Consider the following 17,877-nt stretch of genomic DNA (forward strand, 5'->3'; position numbering starts at 1 on the left):
CGAACATGCCGAAACCCGGTCCAGGGCACTGCCCCGGACCGGGTTTCCGTGCTGCTCAGACCGCGTAGCTGCCGGTGAGGGTCGCGCCCTCGGCGTGGTCGCCCCGGTCGAGGATCTCGCCGGCGACCCAGGCCTCGACGCCCCGGTCGGCCAGGGTGGTCAGGGCCACGTCCACCGACTCCTGCGGGACCACGGCCATCATGCCGACGCCCATGTTCAGGGTCTTCTCCAGCTCCAGCTGCTCGACGCCGCCGGCCTTGCCGACGAGGTCGAAGACGGCTCCGGGCGCCCAGGTGGCGCGGTCGACCGTGGCGTGCAGGTGGTCCGGGATCACCCGGGCGAGGTTCGCGGCGAGGCCGCCGCCCGTGATGTGCGAGTACGCGTGGACCTCGGCCGTACGGGTGAGGGCCAGGCAGTCCAGCGAGTAGATCTTGGTCGGCTCCAGCAGCTCCTCGCCGAGGGTGCGGCCGAGCTCCTCGACGTGCTGCTCCAGGGACATCCCGGCCCGGTCGAAGAGGACGTGCCGGACCAGCGAGTACCCGTTCGAGTGAAGGCCGGACGAAGCCATCGCGATGACGGCGTCCCCCGTACGGATGCGATCCGCGCCGAGGAGGCGGTCGTACTCGACCACACCGGTGCCGGCGCCCGCCACGTCGAACTCGTCCGGCCCGAGGAGGCCCGGGTGCTCGGCGGTCTCGCCGCCGACGAGGGCGCAGCCCGCGAGGACGCAGCCCTCGGCGATGCCCTTGACGATGGCCGCGACCCGCTCCGGGTGCACCTTGCCGACGCAGATGTAGTCCGTCATGAAGAGCGGCTCGGCACCGCAGACGACGATGTCGTCCATGACCATGGCGACCAGGTCGTGGCCGATGGTGTCGTACACGCCCATCCGGCGGGCGATGTCCACCTTGGTGCCCACGCCGTCGGTGGCCGAGGCCAGCAGGGGGCGCTCGTAGCGCTTGAGGGCGGAGGCGTCGAAGAGGCCGGCGAAACCGCCGAGGCCGCCGAGGACCTCGGGGCGCTGCGTCTTCTTCACCCACTCCTTCATCAGCTCGACGGCGCGGTCGCCCGCTTCGATGTCGACGCCGGCGGCTGCGTAGCTGGCACCGGTGGTCTTCTCTGTCATGACAGGCGAGAGCTTTCGTGTCGTTGCTGCGTGTGGTGCCGGGCCCCGGGAGAAGCCTCAAAGACAGGGCTCGGCGCAGGTGGAGCCGGGCCGGCCCGGGGAGGGCCGGCCCACGGGGGCTACGGGCGGCGAAGCGCGTCGGCGGCGTCGGTGCCGCCCGCGAGCTCGTTCTCCAGGAGCTGCTTGCCCAGCAGCTGCGGGTCGGGCAGCTCCATGGGGTACTCGCCGTCGAAGCAGGCACGGCAGAGGTTGGGCTTCTGGATGGTGGTCGCCTCGATCATCGCGTCCAGCGAGATGTACGAGAGCGAGTCCGCGCCCAGCGACGTGGCGATCTCGTCGACCGTCATGCCGTTGGCGATCAGCTCGGCCCGGGTGGCGAAGTCGATGCCGAAGAAGCACGGCCACTTCACCGGCGGGGAGGAGATCCGGATGTGGACCTCGGCCGCGCCGGCCTCGCGGAGCATCTTCACGAGGGCGCGCTGGGTGTTGCCGCGGACGATCGAGTCGTCGACCACGACGAGGCGCTTGCCCCGGATGACTTCCTTGAGCGGGTTGAGCTTGAGGCGGATGCCGAGCTGGCGGATCGTCTGCGAGGGCTGGATGAAGGTCCGGCCGACGTAGGCGTTCTTGACCAGGCCGGAGCCGTACGGGATCCCGCTGGCCTCGGCGTATCCGACGGCGGCGGGCGTGCCGGATTCCGGCGTCGCTATCACCAGGTCGGCCTCGACCGGGGCTTCCTTGGCGAGGCGCCGGCCCATCTCGACGCGCGAGAGGTAGACGTTGCGGCCGGCGATGTCGGTGTCCGGGCGCGCCAGGTAGACGTACTCGAACACACAGCCCTTGGGCTTCGCTTCTGCGAAGCGCGAGGTGCGCAGGCCGTTCTCGTCGATCGCGATGAGCTCGCCCGGCTCGACCTCGCGGACGAAGCTGGCGCCGCAGATGTCGAGGGCGGCGGTCTCGCTCGCGACCACCCAGCCGCGCTCCAGGCGGCCGAGGACCAGCGGGCGGATGCCCTGCGGGTCACGGGCGGTGTAGAGGGTTCCCTCGTCCATGAAGACCAGCGAGAAGGCGCCCTTGACCTGGGGGAGGACCTTGGCGGCCGACTCCTCGATGGTCAGGGGCTTGCCGTCGTCGTCGGTCTGTCCGGCGAGGAGGGCGGTCACCAGGTCGGTGTCGTTGGTGGCGGCCACCTGGGTGGCACGGCCGTCCTGACGGGGGAGGTCGGCGACCATCTCGGCGAGTTCGGCGGTGTTCACCAGGTTGCCGTTGTGACCCAGGGCGATCGAGCCGTGGGCGGTCGCCCGGAAGGTGGGCTGAGCGTTCTCCCAGACGGAGGCTCCGGTGGTCGAGTAGCGGGCGTGACCGACCGCGATATGACCCTGGAGCGAGCCGAGAGAGGTTTCGTCGAAGACCTGGGAAACGAGGCCCATGTCCTTGAAGACGAGGATCTGGGAACCGTTGCTCACAGCGATTCCCGCGGACTCTTGTCCGCGGTGCTGCAGTGCATACAGTCCGAAGTAGGTGAGCTTGGCGACCTCTTCACCCGGAGCCCAGACACCGAAGACGCCGCAAGCGTCCTGGGGGCCCTTCTCGCCGGGGAGCAGGTCGTGGTTGAGTCGTCCATCACCACGAGGCACACCACCGAGTGTAGGCGAGATCGACCACTGGTCCGAATTGGGGATGCCCGGGAAATCTCACAGCACAGAGGGTGACCGGACGGCCCCGTCTCGTATTCCGATCACTTTGTCGACAGCTACGAGGGAATTCGTACAGGCTCTCGGCCCCTGCGGCCCCGCGGTGACCGAGCCGTCACCCTCGTCGAGCGCCGCCACGTAGACCTGGTCCGTGTCGCGAGCGCCATCTGCCGCTGCTCCGCGTAGTCACAACTCTTTCTCCCTTTTCCTGATTTCGCTCCGCCCCGCCCCGCTCCGCCGTGCCGCGCGCCGTCCCCTGCGCGCCCCGGGGCCGGGCCTCCGAGCCGCGCCCTGGAGTACCTGTGTCTTCGTACGAGGGCAAGCTGTCCCGCCGTGCCTTCGGAAGTGCCGTCGGGGTGACCGCGGCGAGCGCCGCGGTGGGCCTGGGCGCCGCCCCGGCGGGCGCCGCCGAGGCCCGCGGAACGGGTCCGCAGCAGCGGGATTTCCGGGCCGCCCGGGACCGGCGCGAGCGGGCCGGCCGGGCGGCCGCCGAGCCGGCCCGGTCGGCGGAGCTGCGCGGGGCCTGGGAGGCCGTGAACGCCGGCCTGCCCCCCGTCCCTCCGTTGCCCGTTCCCGCCCCGGGGTCATTCCGCCGCGGAGGCCGCCTCCGCGGTGAGGGTGGCTCCGCCGGGGGCGGTGAGGGTGAGGGTGCGGCCCTGGATCCTCCAGGTCAGGGGGCCGCTGCCGAGGAAGGCGGTCAGGGCCCGCTCCATCTCCCCGGCGGGGCCCTCGCAGGCCATCCGGGTGCTGGTCAGCGGGCCGAAGGCCACGGTGGGGCCGTCCACCGTGGCCGCGGCGCTGAAGCGGTTGCAGCCGAGGGTGCCGCCGGCCCGCCCGTCGGGGGTGAGGGTGAAGCGGGCCTCCCGGTCGCCGGGGGCGGCGGCACCGGAGACGGAGCCGACGGTCCACGCGGTCACGGTGAGCGGGGCGTCCGGCACCGGCGGGGTGGTGGACGCCTCCACGGTCAGGGCGGCCTCGCCGCTGTCCTGCCCGTCGGGACCGCACGCGGTCAGGGCCAGTACGAGCGCCAGGGCGCCGGTCGTGAGGAGCCTGAGGGTACGCATGCCCCTGGGACGGGGCCGGCGCCCGGCCGGTTCCACCCGCCCCGCTCAGCCCATCAGCGGGAGCAGCTCCGACAGGTCGGCGCGCTCGCCGCTGGCGCTGACCAGCGCGGCGTCCACGGCCTCGGCCCAGCCGGTGCGGCCCGTCGCGAGCCGGATCCAGGTCAGCGGGTCGGTCTCCACCACGTTCGGCGGGGTGCCGCGGGTGTGGCGGGGGCCCTCGACGCACTGGACCACCGCGAAGGGCGGCACCCGTACCTCGACGGAACCGCCGGGGGCCTTGACCGCGAGGGCGTCGGCGAGGAGCCGCGTACAGGCCGCGAGGGCCTGCCGGTCGACGGGGATGCGGAGTCCCGCGGCCCGGTTCAGGTCGTCGGTGTGGACCACCAGTTCCACGGTGCGGGTGACGAGGAAGTCCCCGAAGGCCATGGCTCCGACGCGGAGGTCCAGGAGCCGGTCGTCGGGGAGGACCGCGAGCAGTTCCCGGAAGCGGGCGGTGGCCTCGGCGTACAGCGGGCCGAGCTCCTCCCCGGCCGCGGTCTCCCGGGCCAGTTCGTCGATCGCCCCGGCCAGCCGGGCCGTGGCGAACGGCCAGGTCTGGACGGTCACCTCGGCCTTCGCGGGCGCGGGACGGGCGGCCGCCTCCGGGATCGACCGGACGATCCAGGCGACGTGCGCGGCGAGGTCCCGTACGGTCCAGTCGCCCAGGTGCGTCGGCCGGGCGAGCTGCTCCGGGGTCAACTCCGCTACGGCGGCGGCAACATGACCCATCTGCGCGGTGACGGCCGCGCGGGTCTTCGCGGGGTCGTAGGCACGTGGCTTCTTCTTGGCGGGCGGCATGGCCCGACCCTACTCCGGGCCGGAGGACCGGCCCGGGGCACCGCGGTCCGCGGCACCGGCCCGGTGCGCCGGCCCGGTACTTCGCCCGGCGAAGCCGCGGGCCCCCGGCCGGAACCGGCCGGGGGCCCGCGGGAACAGCGGCGGGATCAGGCCAGGAGGGCCGGGATCGTCGCCTCGTGGGCCTCGCGGAGCTCGGCCAGGGGGAGGGTGAACTCGCCCTGGACCTCGATCTCCTCGCCGTCCACCACGCCGATGCGGGTGGCGGGCAGGCCGCGGGCGCCGCACATGTCGGTGAAGCGGAGCTCCTCGCTGCGCGGGACCGCCACGATGGCGCGGCCCGCGGACTCGGAGAACAGGAAGGTGAACGCGTCCAGGCCCTCCGGGACCACGATCCGCGCACCGTTGCCGCCCTTGAGGCAGGACTCGGTGAGCGCCTGGATCACGCCGCCGTCCGACAGGTCGTGCGCCGCGTCGATCATGCCGTCGCGGGAGGACGAGATGAGGATCTCGGCGAGCAGCTTCTCGCGGCCCAGGTCCACCTTCGGCGGCAGGCCGCCGAGGTGGTCGTGGACGACCTGGGACCAGGCCGAGCCGCCGAACTCCTCGGCCGTGTCGCCCAGCAGGTACAGCAGCTGGCCGGCCTCCGCGAACGCCATCGGCGTACGGCGGTTGACGTCGTCGATGACGCCGAGGACCGCCACGACCGGGGTCGGGTGGATCGCGACGTCGCCCGTCTGGTTGTAGAGGGAGACGTTGCCGCCGGTCACCGGGGTGCCCAGCTCCAGGCAGCCGTCCGCGAGACCGCGGGTGGCCTCGGCGAACTGCCACATGACGCCCGGGTCCTCGGGGGAGCCGAAGTTCAGGCAGTTGGAGATCGCCAGCGGCTTGGCGCCGGTCGCGGCGACGTTGCGGTACGACTCCGCCAGCGCCAGCTGGGCGCCCGCGTACGGGTCGAGCTTGGCGTAGCGGCCGTTGCCGTCGGTGGCCATGGCCACGCCGAGGTTCGACTCCTCGTCGATGCGGACCATGCCCGCGTCCTCGGGCTGCGCGAGGACGGTGTTGCCCTGCACGAAGCGGTCGTACTGGTCGGTGACCCAGGACTTGGAGGCCTGGTTCGGGGAGGAGACCAGGGCGAGGACCTGCGCGCGGAGCTCCTCGGAGGTCTGCGGGCGGGGCAGCGCGCCCGCGTCGTCCGCCTGGAGGGCGTCCTGCCACTCGGGGCGGGCGTACGGACGGTGGTAGACCGGGCCCTCGTGGGCGACGGTGCCCGGGGGCACGTCCACGATCTGCTCGCCGTGCCAGAAGATCTCCAGGCGCTCGCCGTCGGTCACCTCACCGATGACGGTGGCGATGACGTCCCACTTCTCGCAGATCTCCATGAAGCGGTCGACGTACTGCGGCTCGACGATCGCGCACATGCGCTCCTGCGACTCGCTCATGAGGATTTCCTCGGGCGAGAGGGTCGCGTCGCGCAGCGGGACGGTGTCGAGCTCGACGCGCATGCCGCCGGAGCCCGCGGAGGCCAGCTCGGAGGTGGCGCAGGAGAGCCCGGCGCCGCCGAGGTCCTGGATGCCCGCGACCAGCTTCTCCTTGAAGATCTCCAGGGTGCACTCGATGAGGAGCTTCTCCTGGAAGGGGTCGCCGACCTGGACGGCGGGGCGCTTGGTGGGCTTGGTGTCGTCGAAGGTCTCGGACGCGAGGACCGAGACGCCGCCGATGCCGTCGCCGCCCGTGCGGGCGCCGTAGAGGATGACCTTGTTGCCGGGGCCGGAGGCCTTGGCGAGGTGGATGTCCTCGTGCTTCATCACGCCGATGCAGCCGGCGTTGACCAGCGGGTTGCCCTGGTAGCAGGCGTCGAAGACGACCTCACCGCCGATGTTGGCCAGGCCGAGGCAGTTGCCGTAGCCGCCGATGCCGGCGACGACGCCCGGGAGGACGCGCTTGGTGTCGGGGTGGTCGGCGGCGCCGAAGCGCAGCGGGTCGACGACGGCGACCGGGCGGGCGCCCATGGCGAGGATGTCGCGGACGATGCCGCCGACGCCGGTGGCCGCGCCCTGGTAGGGCTCGATGTACGAGGGGTGGTTGTGGGACTCCACCTTGAAGGTGACGGCGTAGCCCTGGCCGACGTCGACGACGCCGGCGTTCTCGCCGATGCCGACGAGCATCGCGTCGTTCTGCGGGACCTTCTCGCCGAACTGCTTCAGGTGGACCTTGCTGCTCTTGTACGAGCAGTGCTCGGACCACATGACGGAGTACATGGCGAGCTCGGCGCCGGTGGGGCGGCGGCCGAGGATCTCGCGGATCCGGGCGTACTCGTCCTCCTTGAGGCCGAGCTCCTTCCAGGGCTGGGAGGCGTCCGGGGTCTCGGTGGCGTTCTTTACGGTGTCGAGGCTCATGCGCTGACCAGCTTCTTCAGGACCGACGTGAAGAACGGGAGGCCGTCGGTGCGGCCGGTCCCGATCAGCGGCTCGACCGCGTGCTCGGGGTGCGGCATGAGGCCGACGACGTTGCCCGCGGCGTTGGTGATGCCGGCGATGTCGCGCAGCGAGCCGTTGGGGTTCACGTCGAGGTACCGGAAGGCCACTCGGCCTTCGGCCTCCAGTTCGTCGAGCGTGCGCTCGTCGGCGACGTACCGGCCGTCCATGTTCTTGAGCGGTACGGAGATCTCCTGGCCGGCGGTGTAGTCGCCGGTCCACGCGGTGTCCGCGTTCTCCACCCGCAGCTTCTGGTCGCGGCAGATGAAGTGGAGGTGGTTGTTGCGGAGCATCGCCCCCGGCAGCAGGTGGGCCTCGGTGAGGACCTGGAAGCCGTTGCAGATGCCGAGGACGGGCATACCGGCCTTGGCCTGCTCGATGATGGTCTCCATCACCGGCGAGAACCGGGAGATGGCTCCGGCGCGCAGGTAGTCCCCGTAGGAGAAGCCGCCCGCGAGGACGACCGCGTCGACCTGGTGCAGGTCCTTGTCGCGGTGCCAGAGCGAGACCGGCTCGGCCCCCGCGAGGCGGACGGCGCGCAGCGAGTCACGGTCGTCGAGCGTTCCGGGGAACGTGACGACTCCGATGCGTGTGGTCACCGTCAGGCCTCGACCTTCACGGTGAAGTCTTCGATGACGGTGTTGGCGAGGAACGTTTCGGCCATCTTGTGGATGCGGTCGAGGGCGGCCTGGTCGACCGGGCCCTCCACCTCCAGTTCGAAACGCTTCCCCTGGCGGACGTCGGCGATCCCATCGAAGCCCAGGCGCGGCAGTGCACGCTGCACCGCCTGGCCCTGGGGGTCGAGGATCTCCGGCTTGAGCATGACGTCGACTACGACGCGTGCCACTGGCACTCCCGATGAGGTGGTTGGTGCGAAGGCGGTTCCCTCAGCGTACCCGCCCGAAATTTCTACGCGGGTAGATATCCCGGCGGGCCGATCGGCGCACCGTTTCGGCTTCACCAACGCTTCGCAAAATCCACCGGAAAACCACGCCCCCGGGATTGCGAGGAGACACGCGGGGAGAATTAACTGGGCTTCGCAATTCAATGGGAATCGCGGTACAAAGGAAACAGCCGGGATTCCGGCAGTTTGACGCATTCCACCGAAACATCCACACAGGCGACATCACCGCACGTCAGCGGGCGGCGACGGCGCACGAAGGGACCGATATCCGTGGCGCAGCGCGTAGTAGTCACGATCTCCGACGACATCGACGGCGGAGAAGCGGCGGAAACGGTCACGTTCGCCCTCGACGGTAAGTCGTACGAGATCGACCTCAATGCGGCCAACGCAAAGAAACTCCGGAAGAGCCTGGCGCCCTTCGTGGCCGCCGGCCGGCGCCAGTCCCGGTCGGGGAAGACCTTCAAGATGACGTCGATCGCGCCCGACCCGGCGGTCGTGCGGGCGTGGGCCCGCTCCCACGGGCACGACGTGCCGCCGCGCGGGCGCATCCCCAAGGCCGTCTACACGGCCTACGAAGCGGCGCACTGACCGTCCGGTGGCCGCCTCGTGACCGGCGGGCGGCCGCCCGCCGGCCGTCCCCCGACCCGGATTTGCCATGCACCCCCTCCGATCGGCTAGTGTGTGGATCACGCCGAGGGGCGAGGCCGAAAGGCAAGAACCCCGAAGTCGTGCGGGTGTAGTTCAGTAGCAGAACACCCCCCTTCCAGGGGGGAGGCGCAGTGTGCAATCCCTGTCACCCGCTCTGCACCGCTTTACCGACCACGGTTGTGGATCAGGTAGAGTAGTGCTCGCATCGCAACGGCCCCGGTCGTAGCGAGATGCGGACGTAGCTCAGTTGGTAGAGCACCACCTTGCCAAGGTGGATGTCGCGCGTTCGAGTCGCGTCGTCCGCTCAGAGAACGAAGGCCCCGATCGGATTCCGATCGGGGCCTTCGTCATTTCCCCATTCCCCGCCCACCCGCCCCCGCCCTTTGTGGCCACCGTCACGTCCGATGACAAATGTCATCCCCGGCGGTGACAGCGCGCACTGCTCCCGGCGCCGGGCCGCCGCGAGGCTTGAGCCATGACCACCGACACAGTGATCCAGGCAGAGGAACTGCGCCGCGGCTACGCCGGGGGCTTCGAAGCAGTGCGCGGCGTCACCTTCTCCGTGGCGCGCGGCGAGGTCTTCGCCCTGCTCGGCACCAACGGCGCCGGCAAGACCTCCACGGTCGAACTCCTGGAAGGCCTCGCCGCCCCGACCGGCGGGCAGGTCCGCGTCTTCGGACTCGACCCGCTCACCCGGCGGGCCGAGGTCCGCCCGCGGACCGGGGTCATGCTCCAGGAGGGCGGCTTCCCCTCGGACCTGTCGGTCACCGAGACCGTCCGCATGTGGAGCGGCGTCACCACCGGCGCCCGCCCGGCGGCGGAGGTGCTGGAGCTGGTCGGACTGGCCGCGCGGGCCTCCGTACGGGTCAAGCAGCTCTCCGGGGGCGAGCGGCGGCGGCTCGACCTCGCGCTGGCCCTGCTGGGCCGGCCCGAGGTGCTGTTCCTCGACGAGCCGACCACCGGCATGGACCCCGAGGGCCGCCAGGACACCTGGGCCCTCGTACGGGAACTGCGGGCGCAGGGCACCACCGTGCTGCTGACCACCCACTACCTGGAGGAGGCCGAGCAGCTCGCGGACCGCCTCGCGATCCTGCACGAGGGGGAACTGGTCCTGTCGGGCACCCCCGGGGAGGTGACCGCGACCCAGCCCTCCCGGATCCGCTTCACCCTGCCCGCCGGGGTCCCGGCGGCCCGGCTGCCGCTGGACCTGCGCGCCGCGGCCGACGGACAGCGGGTGGAGATCCGCACCGAGCGGCTCCAGCGCGACCTCGGCACGCTGCTGCGCTGGGCCGACGAGGCCGGAGTGGCCCTGGCCGGGCTCGACGCCCGCCACGCCTCCCTGGAGGAGGCCTTCCTGGAGATCGCCCGGACCCGGCGCCACGAGGACGCCGGCAGCCGCACCCACGACGACACGATGGCGGCAACCCGATGAGCACGCTGACCCTGAACCCCGGACGCCTCGCCGCGCTCGGCCGCTCCGAACTGACCCTGCTCGTACGCAACCGGGCCGCGCTGAGCGTGGCCGTGCTGCTGCCCGCCTCGACGGTCTTCATCCTGCGCACGTCCGTCAGCGGGGACACCGCCGCCGCCGTCGCCGAGGGCACCCTCACCGGCGGCATCGGGATGGTGCTGCTGCTCGTCGTCTACATGAACCTGGTCTCCGCGTACGTGGCCCGGCGCGAGGAGCTCGTACTGAAGCGGCTGCGCACGGGAGAGGCCGGCGACCTGGAGATCCTCGCCGGGACGGCGCTCCCCGCCACCGTCATCGCGCTCGCGCAGATCACCGTCCTCACCGTCGCCGGCGCCTCCGTACTGGGCGCGCCGATGCCGGGGAACCCGGCGCTGGTCTCGGCGGGCGTCCTCGCCGCGCTGCCGCTGCTCGCCGGACTGGCCGCGCTGACCAGCGCGTTCACCCGCAACGTGGAGACCGCGGGGCTCACCACGCTGCCGCTGTTCCTGGTGACGGTGATCGGCTCGGGGGTGTTCGCGCCGACGGACAAGCTGCCCGACGCGGTGGCCTCGGTGTGCGAACTGCTGCCGCTCAGCGGCGTGATGACGCTCGTCCGGGCCGGCTGGAGCGGCGGGGTGGCGGGGTACGACCTGCTGGGGGCCGCGCTCACCACGCTGGCCTGGATGATCGTCACGGTGTTTGCTGTCCAGCGGTGGTTCCGCTGGGAACCGCGACGCTAGCCAGAGGGAAGAGCCGGGGGGACGGGACCGTGTCGAAGCTGACCGGGTGGTGGAAGAAGCGCAGCAGTGCGGGGAAGGTCGAGGTGTACACACGCTGGTCCTTCCACCTGTTCGTGCTGATCGAGATCGTGTCCTTCGGGTTCGTCGCCCTCGCCGAAAGCGCCAACAGCTCGGAGAACAGCACCCCGCAGCCGCTGGCCTTCGCCGCCTTCGGCGTGGTCGTCGCCCACGCGGTCCTGGTCGGCTTCCTCTCGTCCAGGGCCCTCGACGCCGTCTGCGGCCGCCGCGAACGCCCGGTCCGGCTCGCGGTGGTGACCACGGCCGCCACCGCCGGGGCCGTACTGCTCTTCCTCTTCCTGCGCCGGTTCGGCAGCCTCGACGAATCCGTGGCCCCCGGCCTGGTGGTGGGGGTGACCTGCTTCGGCTGCGGCTCCCTCGTCCTGGCCGTGGAGAAGGTCCAGCACATGAAGTACGTGCCGCTGGTCACCGCGGTCGGGACCGCGGCGACCGTCGCCGCGCTGGGCCTGCCCCCGGAAGAGGCCGTCGGCTACTTCATCGGCGTCCTGCTGGCAGGCGTCTTCCTCTCCTTCACCTGCGGGTTCTCCGGCTGGCTGCTGCGCACCGTCTACGAACTCGACCACGCACGGGAGATCCAGGCGCAGTTGGCCGTCGCCGAGGAGCGGCTCCGCTTCGGCCGGGACCTGCACGACGTGATGGGACGGAACCTGGCGGTGATCGCCCTCAAGAGCGAGCTGGCGGTGCAGCTGGCCCGGCGCGAACGCCCCGAGGCGGTGGACCAGATGATCGAGGTCCAGCGGATCGCGCGCGAGTCGCAGCGGGAGGTGCGCGACGTGGTGCGCGGCTACCGGGAGGCGGACCTCGCGGTGGAGCTGGAGGGCGCACGCGGGGTGCTGACCGCGGCCGGGGTGGACTGCCGGGTGGAGTTCCGCGCGGCGGCCGTGCGGACGCTGCCGGGGGAGGTGCAGTCGGCGCTGGGCTGGGTGGTGCGGGAGGCCACCACGAACGTGCTGCGGCACGGGGACGCGCGCAGCTGCCTGATCCGGCTGATGGAGGTGGAGTCCCCGGGTGCGGTGACCCTGGTGGTGGAGAACGACGGGGTGCCCGAGGTACCCGCCGGACGGCCCGGGTCCGGGCTCGCCGGGCTGCGCGAGCGGCTCGCGGCGGTGGAAGGAACCCTGCTGGCGGGGCCGGCCGAGGGCGGCCGGTTCCGGCTGCGGGCCGAGGTGCCCCTGGACGCACGACGAGTGGAGGTGCGGGCGTGAGCCCCGTACGCGTACTGCTGGCCGACGACGAGCACCTGATCCGGGGCGCGCTGGCCGCGCTCCTGGCACTGGAGGACGACCTCGTGGTCGTCGCCGAGGCGGCCTCCGGGCCGGAGGCACTGGCGATGGCCCGGGCGCACCGGCCGGACGTGGCGGTGCTCGACCTCCAGATGCCGGGCGCGGACGGTGTGAGCGTCGCCACGTCCCTGCGGGCCGAACTGCCCGACTGCAAGACCATGATCGTGACCAGTCACGGCCGCCCCGGGCACCTGAAGCGGGCCCTGGCCGCGGGGGTACGGGCCTTCGCTCCGAAGACGGTGTCGGCGCAGCGGCTGGCCGAGCTGATCCGTACCGTGCACGCCGGAGGGCGTTACGTGGACCCGGAGTTGGCGGCCGACGCGATCAGCGCGGGCGACTCCCCGCTGACGGCCCGTGAGGCGGAGGTGCTGGAACTCGCGGCGGACGGGGCGCCGATCGCGGAGATCGCGGAGCGGGCCTCGCTGTCGCCGGGGACCGTACGGAACTACCTGTCCTCGGCGGCGACGAAACTCGGCGCGGAGAACCGGCACACGGCAGTGCGTCTCGCACGGCAGCGGGGTTGGGTATAGTAGGTCTCGCGCTACGGCGCACAGGCGGACATAGCTCAGTTGGTAGAGCACCACCTTGCCAAGGTGGATGTCGCGCGTTCGAGTCGCGTTGTCCGCTCAGAGTCGAAGGCCCCGATCACCGATCGGGGCCTTCGTCGTGTCAGCTCCAGGTCTGACCGGTGAGGCGCTCGTAGGCCTCGACGTACTTGGCGCGGGTCTGCGCCACCACCTCCTGCGGGAGGACCGGCGGCGGGAGCTCGCCCTTGGAGTCCCAGCCGGAGGCCGGGGAGGCCAGCCAGTCGCGGACGTACTGCTTGTCGAACGAGGGCTGCGTGCGGCCCGGCTGCCACTGGTCGGCGGGCCAGAAGCGGGAGGAGTCCGGGGTGAGGACCTCGTCGGCGGCGACGAGCGTGCCGTCCTCGTCGAAGCCGAACTCGAACTTGGTGTCCGCGAGGATGATGCCGCGCTCGCGGGCGATGTCGCGGGCGCGCCCGTAGACGGCGAGGGTGGTCTGGCGCAGCAGCGCCGCCGTCTCGGCGCCGGTGGTGCGGGCGACCTCCTCGTAGGAGACGTTCTCGTCGTGGTCGCCGACGGCGGCCTTCGCGGCCGGGGTGAAGATCGGGGCGGGCAGCTCGGAGCCGTCCACGAGGCCCTCGGGGAGGGCGAGTCCGCAGACCGTCCGGGACTGGACGTACTCCTTGAGGCCGGAGCCGGTGAGGTAGCCGCGGGCCACGCACTCGACGGGGACCATGTCGAGGCTCTTGCAGACCAGCGTGCGGCCCTCCCAGTCGGCGGGGGCGCCGGCGGGCAGGCCCGTGCCGAGGACGTGGCTGGGGACGAGGTCGGCGAGCTGCTCGAACCACCAGAGGGAGAGCTGCGTCAGGACGCGGCCCTTCTCCGGGATCTCGGTGGGCAGCACCCAGTCGAAGGCGGAGATGCGGTCGCTGGCGACCATGACGAGGTTGCCGTCCTCGTCGCGGTAGAGGTCGCGGACCTTGCCGGTGTGGAGGTGGACGAGGCCGGGCACCTGCACCGGCTCGGGCTTTTCGACGAATCCGGGCACGGGGTCTCCCTGTGGTTCTGTACGAGCGCGGGACCATTCTCCCGTACGGGCCCCCGTGCCCCGGCCAGGGGGTGGCTCAGTCCCGCTTGCAGATCCGGTCGAGGAGGTTGGCCGTCGCCCGCTGGACCCGCTCGTCGACGTGCCCGGGGCGGTCGAGCGCCGGGGACCAGGCGAAGGTGCCGGACGCGAAGACCAGGGCGCCGCTGGGCGCCCGGTACAGGGAGGTCTCCTGGTGGCGCTTGGCCCCCTCGCCGTCGAGGTACGGGGAGTGCGCGAGCAGGATCCGGTCCTGGTGCTCGGGGAGCTGGGTGCGCGGGAAGTAGCGGTCGGCCTCGCCCGCCACCAGCCCGTCGAGCTCGTCGCCCTCGGCGGCGCCGGTGGATTCCCACAGCCAGTGCGAGGCGTTGCGGACGATCAGCGGCGCCGGCTCGGGGACCCGCCCCGCGTACTGGATGCCGAGCAGTTGCTGTTCGGGGCGGTCGATCTCCCGCCACAGGCTGGGGCGGCCGGGGCCGCGGCGTTTTCGGCAGGTCAGGAGCCGGTCCTCGACCCCGGAGGGGGAGGGGGACAGCTCGACCTGCCAGTACATGGTGTTGGCGGAGAGGAAGACGAGGGAGGTGCCGTGTTCGCGGGCGCGCTCGGCGGTGCGGCGCATGGGGGCCGACCAGTACTCGTCGTGGCCGGGGAAGACCAGGCCCCGGTAGCGGGTGGGGTCGACGCGGCCGGCGTGCAGGTCGCGGGTGTCGGCGTAGGCGAGGTCGTAGCCGTAGCGCTCGGCCCAGCGGATGAAGTCGTAGGCGTGGCCGACGTGCAGGGGGAGGCCGGCGCCCGCGTAGGGGCGGTCGAAGGACACGGTGATGGCGGCGTCGCGCTCGCCGAGGAGCCGGCCCTGCTCGTCCCAGGCGTGGTAGAGGCTGGCGCCCGTGCGGCCGTCCTCGGGGTAGAGGTTGTAGGCCTGCCATGTGATGTCCGGCAGCAACAGGAGGAGGTCGGCCGGGTGGTCGTCGCGGACCGTGAAGGGGATGTGGGAGCGGTAGCCGTCGGCGGTGGTGAGGACGGCCACGTAGGCGCCGATGCTCCAGTACGAGGGCACCTGGAGCCGCCAGGACAGCCACCAGTGGTGGCAGGAGACGGTGCGGTCGGCGGTGAGCGGCGGCGGCTGGACGATGCCCGACAGCCGGGGACTGGTGGTGATCTTGGAGGCGCCGTCGCCGCCGTAATGGCCGATCCGGTAGACGTCGACCGAGAACTGCTGGGGCGGGTCGACGGTGATGTGGAAGTCGATGGCCTCGCCGGGGGCGACCGCTCCGGTGGAGGCGAAGCCCTTGATCTGGCGGTGGACGTCGTCGGCGGTACGGGGGCCGCCGCCCCGGGAGCTGCGGCCGGGGCTGCCGTGGTTGGGGCTGCCGTGGCCGGGGGCGCCCGGGCCGGGCGCGGCGAGGGACGGGTCCACGTACCAGGGGACGACCTGGCCGGTGTCGTCGAAGTACAGCTCGCTGCCCCGGAACCAGGGCAGGGGGCCCTGGCCGAAGGGATCGGTCACCGCGTGCGCGAGCGCACCTGACTCCCACCGCCGGATCTGGTCCGCACCCATACCGCTCCCCTCCCTCGCTCCCCCGAACGCCTTTGCTTCCGTCAGGTGCGCGGCGGGTTTTCGGACACCCTTCCGCGACCGGTCCCAAGCACATCACATAACGCACTCACTCCGTCACCGTTCGTCGTGAATTGACGTGACCGGAACGCAAGGCGCCGCTTGGGCGGGGGCCGGCGCCGGGCGCCGCGAGGCCCGGTTCAGACGAGGCGGACGGGCTTCTCGGGGCGTACGCCGAGCTCGGCGAGCCAGTCGCGCAGGGGCTTCGGGTCCCCGTCCTCGACGAGGGAGAGCACGCGGGGCGCGAGGTCCGCCCGGCGCTCGCCGGCGACCAGCAGCACCGGGCCGTCCAGCCAGTCCAGGCCCGGGCCGGCGCCGGCCGAGTCCACGGCGGCGCAGCAGACCAGGGCGGTGACGTGGTCGGCCAGCAGGTCCCGGCTGCTGCGCGGGGGCTGGAGCGGGAACAGCGGCAGGGTGTCCGCACCGCCGCGCGGCCGGGGCCCCGCGGCTCCGGCGGCGCGCTCCTCGCGGGCCAGGTCGCCGCTGAGCCGCCCGGCGAGGGCCTCTCCGGCGGCGCCGTCCCCGGCGGGGTCGGTGAGGTAGCCGAGGACCCGCTCCAGCGTCGGCCCGCCCGGGGACGCCTGGCCGCCGGGGCCGGGCCGGTCGGCGGGGCGGGCGGCTGCGGGGCGGGCGGCTGCGGGGCGGGCGGCTGCGGGGGCGGTGTGGCCCGCCGGGGTGCCGGGGCCGCTCTGGCCTGCGCCGCCGGGGCCCGCGGCCGCGGCCTGGGCGGGGGCCGGGGCCGGGGCGCCGGTCGCCACGGGAACCGGCTCCGCGGGGGACTCGGAGCCCTCCGGGCGGGCCTGGGCGGGTGCGGGGGGTGCCGCGAGGTCGCCCGGGACGGTCAGGGCGTCCAGCGCGGCGTGCAGCCGGGCCGCCTCGGCGCGCCACTTCCGGTCCACGACCTCCTCCGGGTAGGCCGCCCAGTCCACGGGCGCCCAGTCCGGCCCCGCCTCGGCCGGGCCGCCGTGGAAGAGCCGGGCCGCGAGCAGGGAGGCGGCCTCGTCGACCACGCCGGGCTGCTCCAGGAGGTCGCAGGCGGGGCGCTCGCCGAGCCGCGAGGCGAACCCCTCGGCCAGCCGGTCCCGCCGGGACAGCTCGGTCAGGGCGGAGACCACCCCGGCGTCCAGGTGGGCCGGCCAGCGGCCCATCCGCCAGGCGGGCAGCGCGACCCTGGTCAGCAGCCGGTCCCAGCCCGCGTAGGCGAGGCCGACCTGCTCCTGGGCGACGATGCGCAGCCCGTAGTCCACACCCTGTGCACGGTCGGAGGCCGCTGCGGCCACCCCGCGCTCCATCTCGGCGGCGTCCGTCCGGCACATCCGCAGCAGCAGCCGGGCCGGAGGGGCGATCCAGCCCAGGCCGGGCCGGCCGCCGACGTCCACCGCCGCGTCGAGCCCGCGCACGAAGCCGCGCGCGTCGGCTATGTCCGGGTGCGCGGAGGGGCCCGTACCGGCGACGACGGGCGCGAGGAAGGCCCGCAGCTCGGCGACCCGCATCCACCACAGGAACGGCGAGCCGATCACCAGCACCGGGGCCGCGCCGGGCTCGGACTCCGGGCCCGGGGCCATGCCGGCGCCCCGGCGGTGGGCGGTGTGGGTGCGGTCCTCCAGCCAGCTGTCGCAGTCCGGGGTCAGGGCTATCGCGGACGGCGCGGGCACGTCCATCCGGTCGGCGAGGTCCCGGACGAGGCGGTAGAGGTCGGGGGCGGCGGCCTCCGGCAGCGGCACCGTCGGGGTCACGGCGGGACCCGCGCGCAGCACCACCGCGCCGAATATCCCGCCGACGAGCAGCACGAGCGCGGCCACCGAGCAGACGGCCAGGGTCACCACCGGCCAGGGGTCCCCGGCCAGCCGGCCCGTCATCCGGGCGGCGACGAGCACCACCGCGACGGCGGCGGGCAGCAGCACGGCTGCCATGGCCCTGCTGCGGACCCGCAGCACGGCGAGGGCCCGCGAACGCGCGGACGGCGCGCCCACTTCTGCGATCGAACCGGTTCCGGACACGACCGGACCTCACCCCCTCTGCCCTGCGGCGGCTTTGCTCACTCCCCCACTGTGACACCCGCCACTGACATCGCAATGCCGGTGGGCCATGTGCCGGAATGCTTGCGCCGCACCCTAGTTGGGGCAGCGGCGGCCGTCAGGCAGTCCGGGTGACGATCACCCGATGGAATGGCTTTGGGTAAAGGTGGCTGCGTTCGAAGGCGGCCGGATGCAGTCGCACGCGTACGCACGCGCGGGCCCGGGGGGGGGGGGGGGGGGCCCCACCTCCCTATCCCCTGTCTCTTTTTTCCTCTGTCCTTTTCCCTCCCTTTCGACAGCTCTCTCATGTGCTTTCACTTTTCATAACCCCCCTTGCC

At 72.7% G+C, this 17,877-nt stretch carries 16 protein-coding genes and 3 tRNA genes; 9 read left to right on the top strand and 10 right to left on the bottom strand.

Annotated features, from left to right (window positions below; translation table 11 throughout):
- Nucleotides 1–55: 55 nt before the first annotated feature.
- Together purM and purF are read right to left on the bottom strand one after the other, a co-directional pair.
- Nucleotides 56–1,126: a phosphoribosylformylglycinamidine cyclo-ligase gene (purM, locus tag AC069X_RS08525; RefSeq protein WP_478726459.1), complete on the bottom strand. Its 1,071-nt coding sequence runs from the start codon at nt 1,124–1,126 to the stop codon at nt 56–58.
- 119 nt (nt 1,127–1,245) lie between these two features.
- Nucleotides 1,246–2,763: an amidophosphoribosyltransferase gene (purF, locus tag AC069X_RS08530; protein ID WP_478726461.1), complete on the bottom strand. Its 1,518-nt coding sequence runs from the start codon at nt 2,761–2,763 to the stop codon at nt 1,246–1,248.
- Between the two features lie 147 nt (nt 2,764–2,910).
- Between purF and AC069X_RS08535 the strand changes: the two genes are divergently transcribed.
- On the top strand, nt 2,911–3,006 hold the full coding sequence (locus tag AC069X_RS08535) for a putative leader peptide (RefSeq protein WP_478727000.1): 96 nt from the start codon (nt 2,911–2,913) through the stop codon (nt 3,004–3,006).
- 398 nt (nt 3,007–3,404) lie between these two features.
- Here AC069X_RS08535 and AC069X_RS08540 read toward each other — a convergent pair whose 3' ends face one another.
- The 5 genes from AC069X_RS08540 to purS form a co-directional block, all read right to left on the bottom strand.
- Nucleotides 3,405–3,884, bottom strand: coding sequence for an META domain-containing protein (locus AC069X_RS08540; RefSeq protein WP_478726463.1), 480 nt, complete (start codon nt 3,882–3,884; stop codon nt 3,405–3,407).
- 45 nt (nt 3,885–3,929) lie between these two features.
- Nucleotides 3,930–4,721: a maleylpyruvate isomerase family mycothiol-dependent enzyme gene (locus AC069X_RS08545; RefSeq protein ID WP_478726465.1), complete on the bottom strand. Its 792-nt coding sequence runs from the start codon at nt 4,719–4,721 to the stop codon at nt 3,930–3,932.
- A gap of 146 nt (nt 4,722–4,867) precedes the next feature.
- The gene (gene purL / locus AC069X_RS08550; RefSeq protein WP_478726467.1) at nt 4,868–7,117 is read right to left on the bottom strand and encodes a phosphoribosylformylglycinamidine synthase subunit PurL; all 2,250 of its coding nucleotides are present in this window, start codon (nt 7,115–7,117) and stop codon (nt 4,868–4,870) included.
- Nucleotides 7,114–7,794 (bottom strand): phosphoribosylformylglycinamidine synthase subunit PurQ, encoded by a 681-nt coding sequence (gene purQ / locus AC069X_RS08555; RefSeq protein WP_125594811.1) that lies wholly within the window; start codon nt 7,792–7,794, stop codon nt 7,114–7,116. The genes purL and purQ overlap by 4 nt, the downstream gene beginning before the upstream one ends.
- Nucleotides 7,795–7,796: 2 nt before the next feature.
- Nucleotides 7,797–8,042 carry a phosphoribosylformylglycinamidine synthase subunit PurS gene (gene purS / locus AC069X_RS08560; protein WP_042801325.1) on the bottom strand — a complete coding sequence of 82 codons (246 nt, stop codon included), beginning with the start codon at nt 8,040–8,042 and terminating at the stop codon, nt 7,797–7,799.
- 327 nt (nt 8,043–8,369) lie between these two features.
- Between purS and AC069X_RS08565 the strand changes: the two genes are divergently transcribed.
- From AC069X_RS08565 to AC069X_RS08600, 8 genes are all read left to right on the top strand, one after another.
- Nucleotides 8,370–8,687 carry a histone-like nucleoid-structuring protein Lsr2 gene (locus AC069X_RS08565; protein WP_478726469.1) on the top strand — a complete coding sequence of 106 codons (318 nt, stop codon included), beginning with the start codon at nt 8,370–8,372 and terminating at the stop codon, nt 8,685–8,687.
- A 142-nt stretch (nt 8,688–8,829) separates the two neighbouring features.
- A tRNA-Gly gene (locus AC069X_RS08570) sits at nt 8,830–8,901 on the top strand.
- 78 nt (nt 8,902–8,979) lie between these two features.
- Nucleotides 8,980–9,052: transfer RNA gene (locus tag AC069X_RS08575), tRNA-Gly, on the top strand.
- A gap of 170 nt (nt 9,053–9,222) precedes the next feature.
- Nucleotides 9,223–10,179, top strand: a complete 957-nt coding sequence (locus tag AC069X_RS08580; protein WP_478726471.1) for an ABC transporter ATP-binding protein — start codon at nt 9,223–9,225, stop codon at nt 10,177–10,179.
- The gene (locus tag AC069X_RS08585) at nt 10,176–10,937 is read left to right on the top strand and encodes an ABC transporter permease (RefSeq protein ID WP_478726472.1); all 762 of its coding nucleotides are present in this window, start codon (nt 10,176–10,178) and stop codon (nt 10,935–10,937) included. Before AC069X_RS08580 ends, AC069X_RS08585 begins: the two co-directional genes overlap by 4 nt.
- A gap of 29 nt (nt 10,938–10,966) precedes the next feature.
- Nucleotides 10,967–12,220 (top strand): sensor histidine kinase, encoded by a 1,254-nt coding sequence (locus tag AC069X_RS08590; RefSeq protein WP_478726473.1) that lies wholly within the window; start codon nt 10,967–10,969, stop codon nt 12,218–12,220.
- Nucleotides 12,217–12,828, top strand: a complete 612-nt coding sequence (locus AC069X_RS08595; protein ID WP_478726474.1) for a response regulator — start codon at nt 12,217–12,219, stop codon at nt 12,826–12,828. Before AC069X_RS08590 ends, AC069X_RS08595 begins: the two co-directional genes overlap by 4 nt.
- A 24-nt stretch (nt 12,829–12,852) precedes the next feature.
- Nucleotides 12,853–12,925 (top strand) — tRNA-Gly (locus AC069X_RS08600).
- 42 nt (nt 12,926–12,967) lie between these two features.
- On the opposite strand, the gene AC069X_RS08605 is transcribed toward AC069X_RS08600, so the two are convergent.
- From AC069X_RS08605 to AC069X_RS08615, 3 genes are all read right to left on the bottom strand, one after another.
- Nucleotides 12,968–13,870 (bottom strand): phosphoribosylaminoimidazolesuccinocarboxamide synthase, encoded by a 903-nt coding sequence (locus AC069X_RS08605; protein WP_478726476.1) that lies wholly within the window; start codon nt 13,868–13,870, stop codon nt 12,968–12,970.
- A 76-nt stretch (nt 13,871–13,946) separates the two neighbouring features.
- Nucleotides 13,947–15,464: a N,N-dimethylformamidase beta subunit family domain-containing protein gene (locus AC069X_RS08610; protein WP_478726478.1), complete on the bottom strand. Its 1,518-nt coding sequence runs from the start codon at nt 15,462–15,464 to the stop codon at nt 13,947–13,949.
- A gap of 197 nt (nt 15,465–15,661) precedes the next feature.
- Nucleotides 15,662–17,521 carry a hypothetical protein gene (locus AC069X_RS08615; protein ID WP_478726480.1) on the bottom strand — a complete coding sequence of 620 codons (1,860 nt, stop codon included), beginning with the start codon at nt 17,519–17,521 and terminating at the stop codon, nt 15,662–15,664.
- Nucleotides 17,522–17,877 lie beyond the last annotated feature (356 nt).

The sequence above is a fragment of the Streptomyces sp. NPDC043896 genome, from assembly GCF_056435605.1.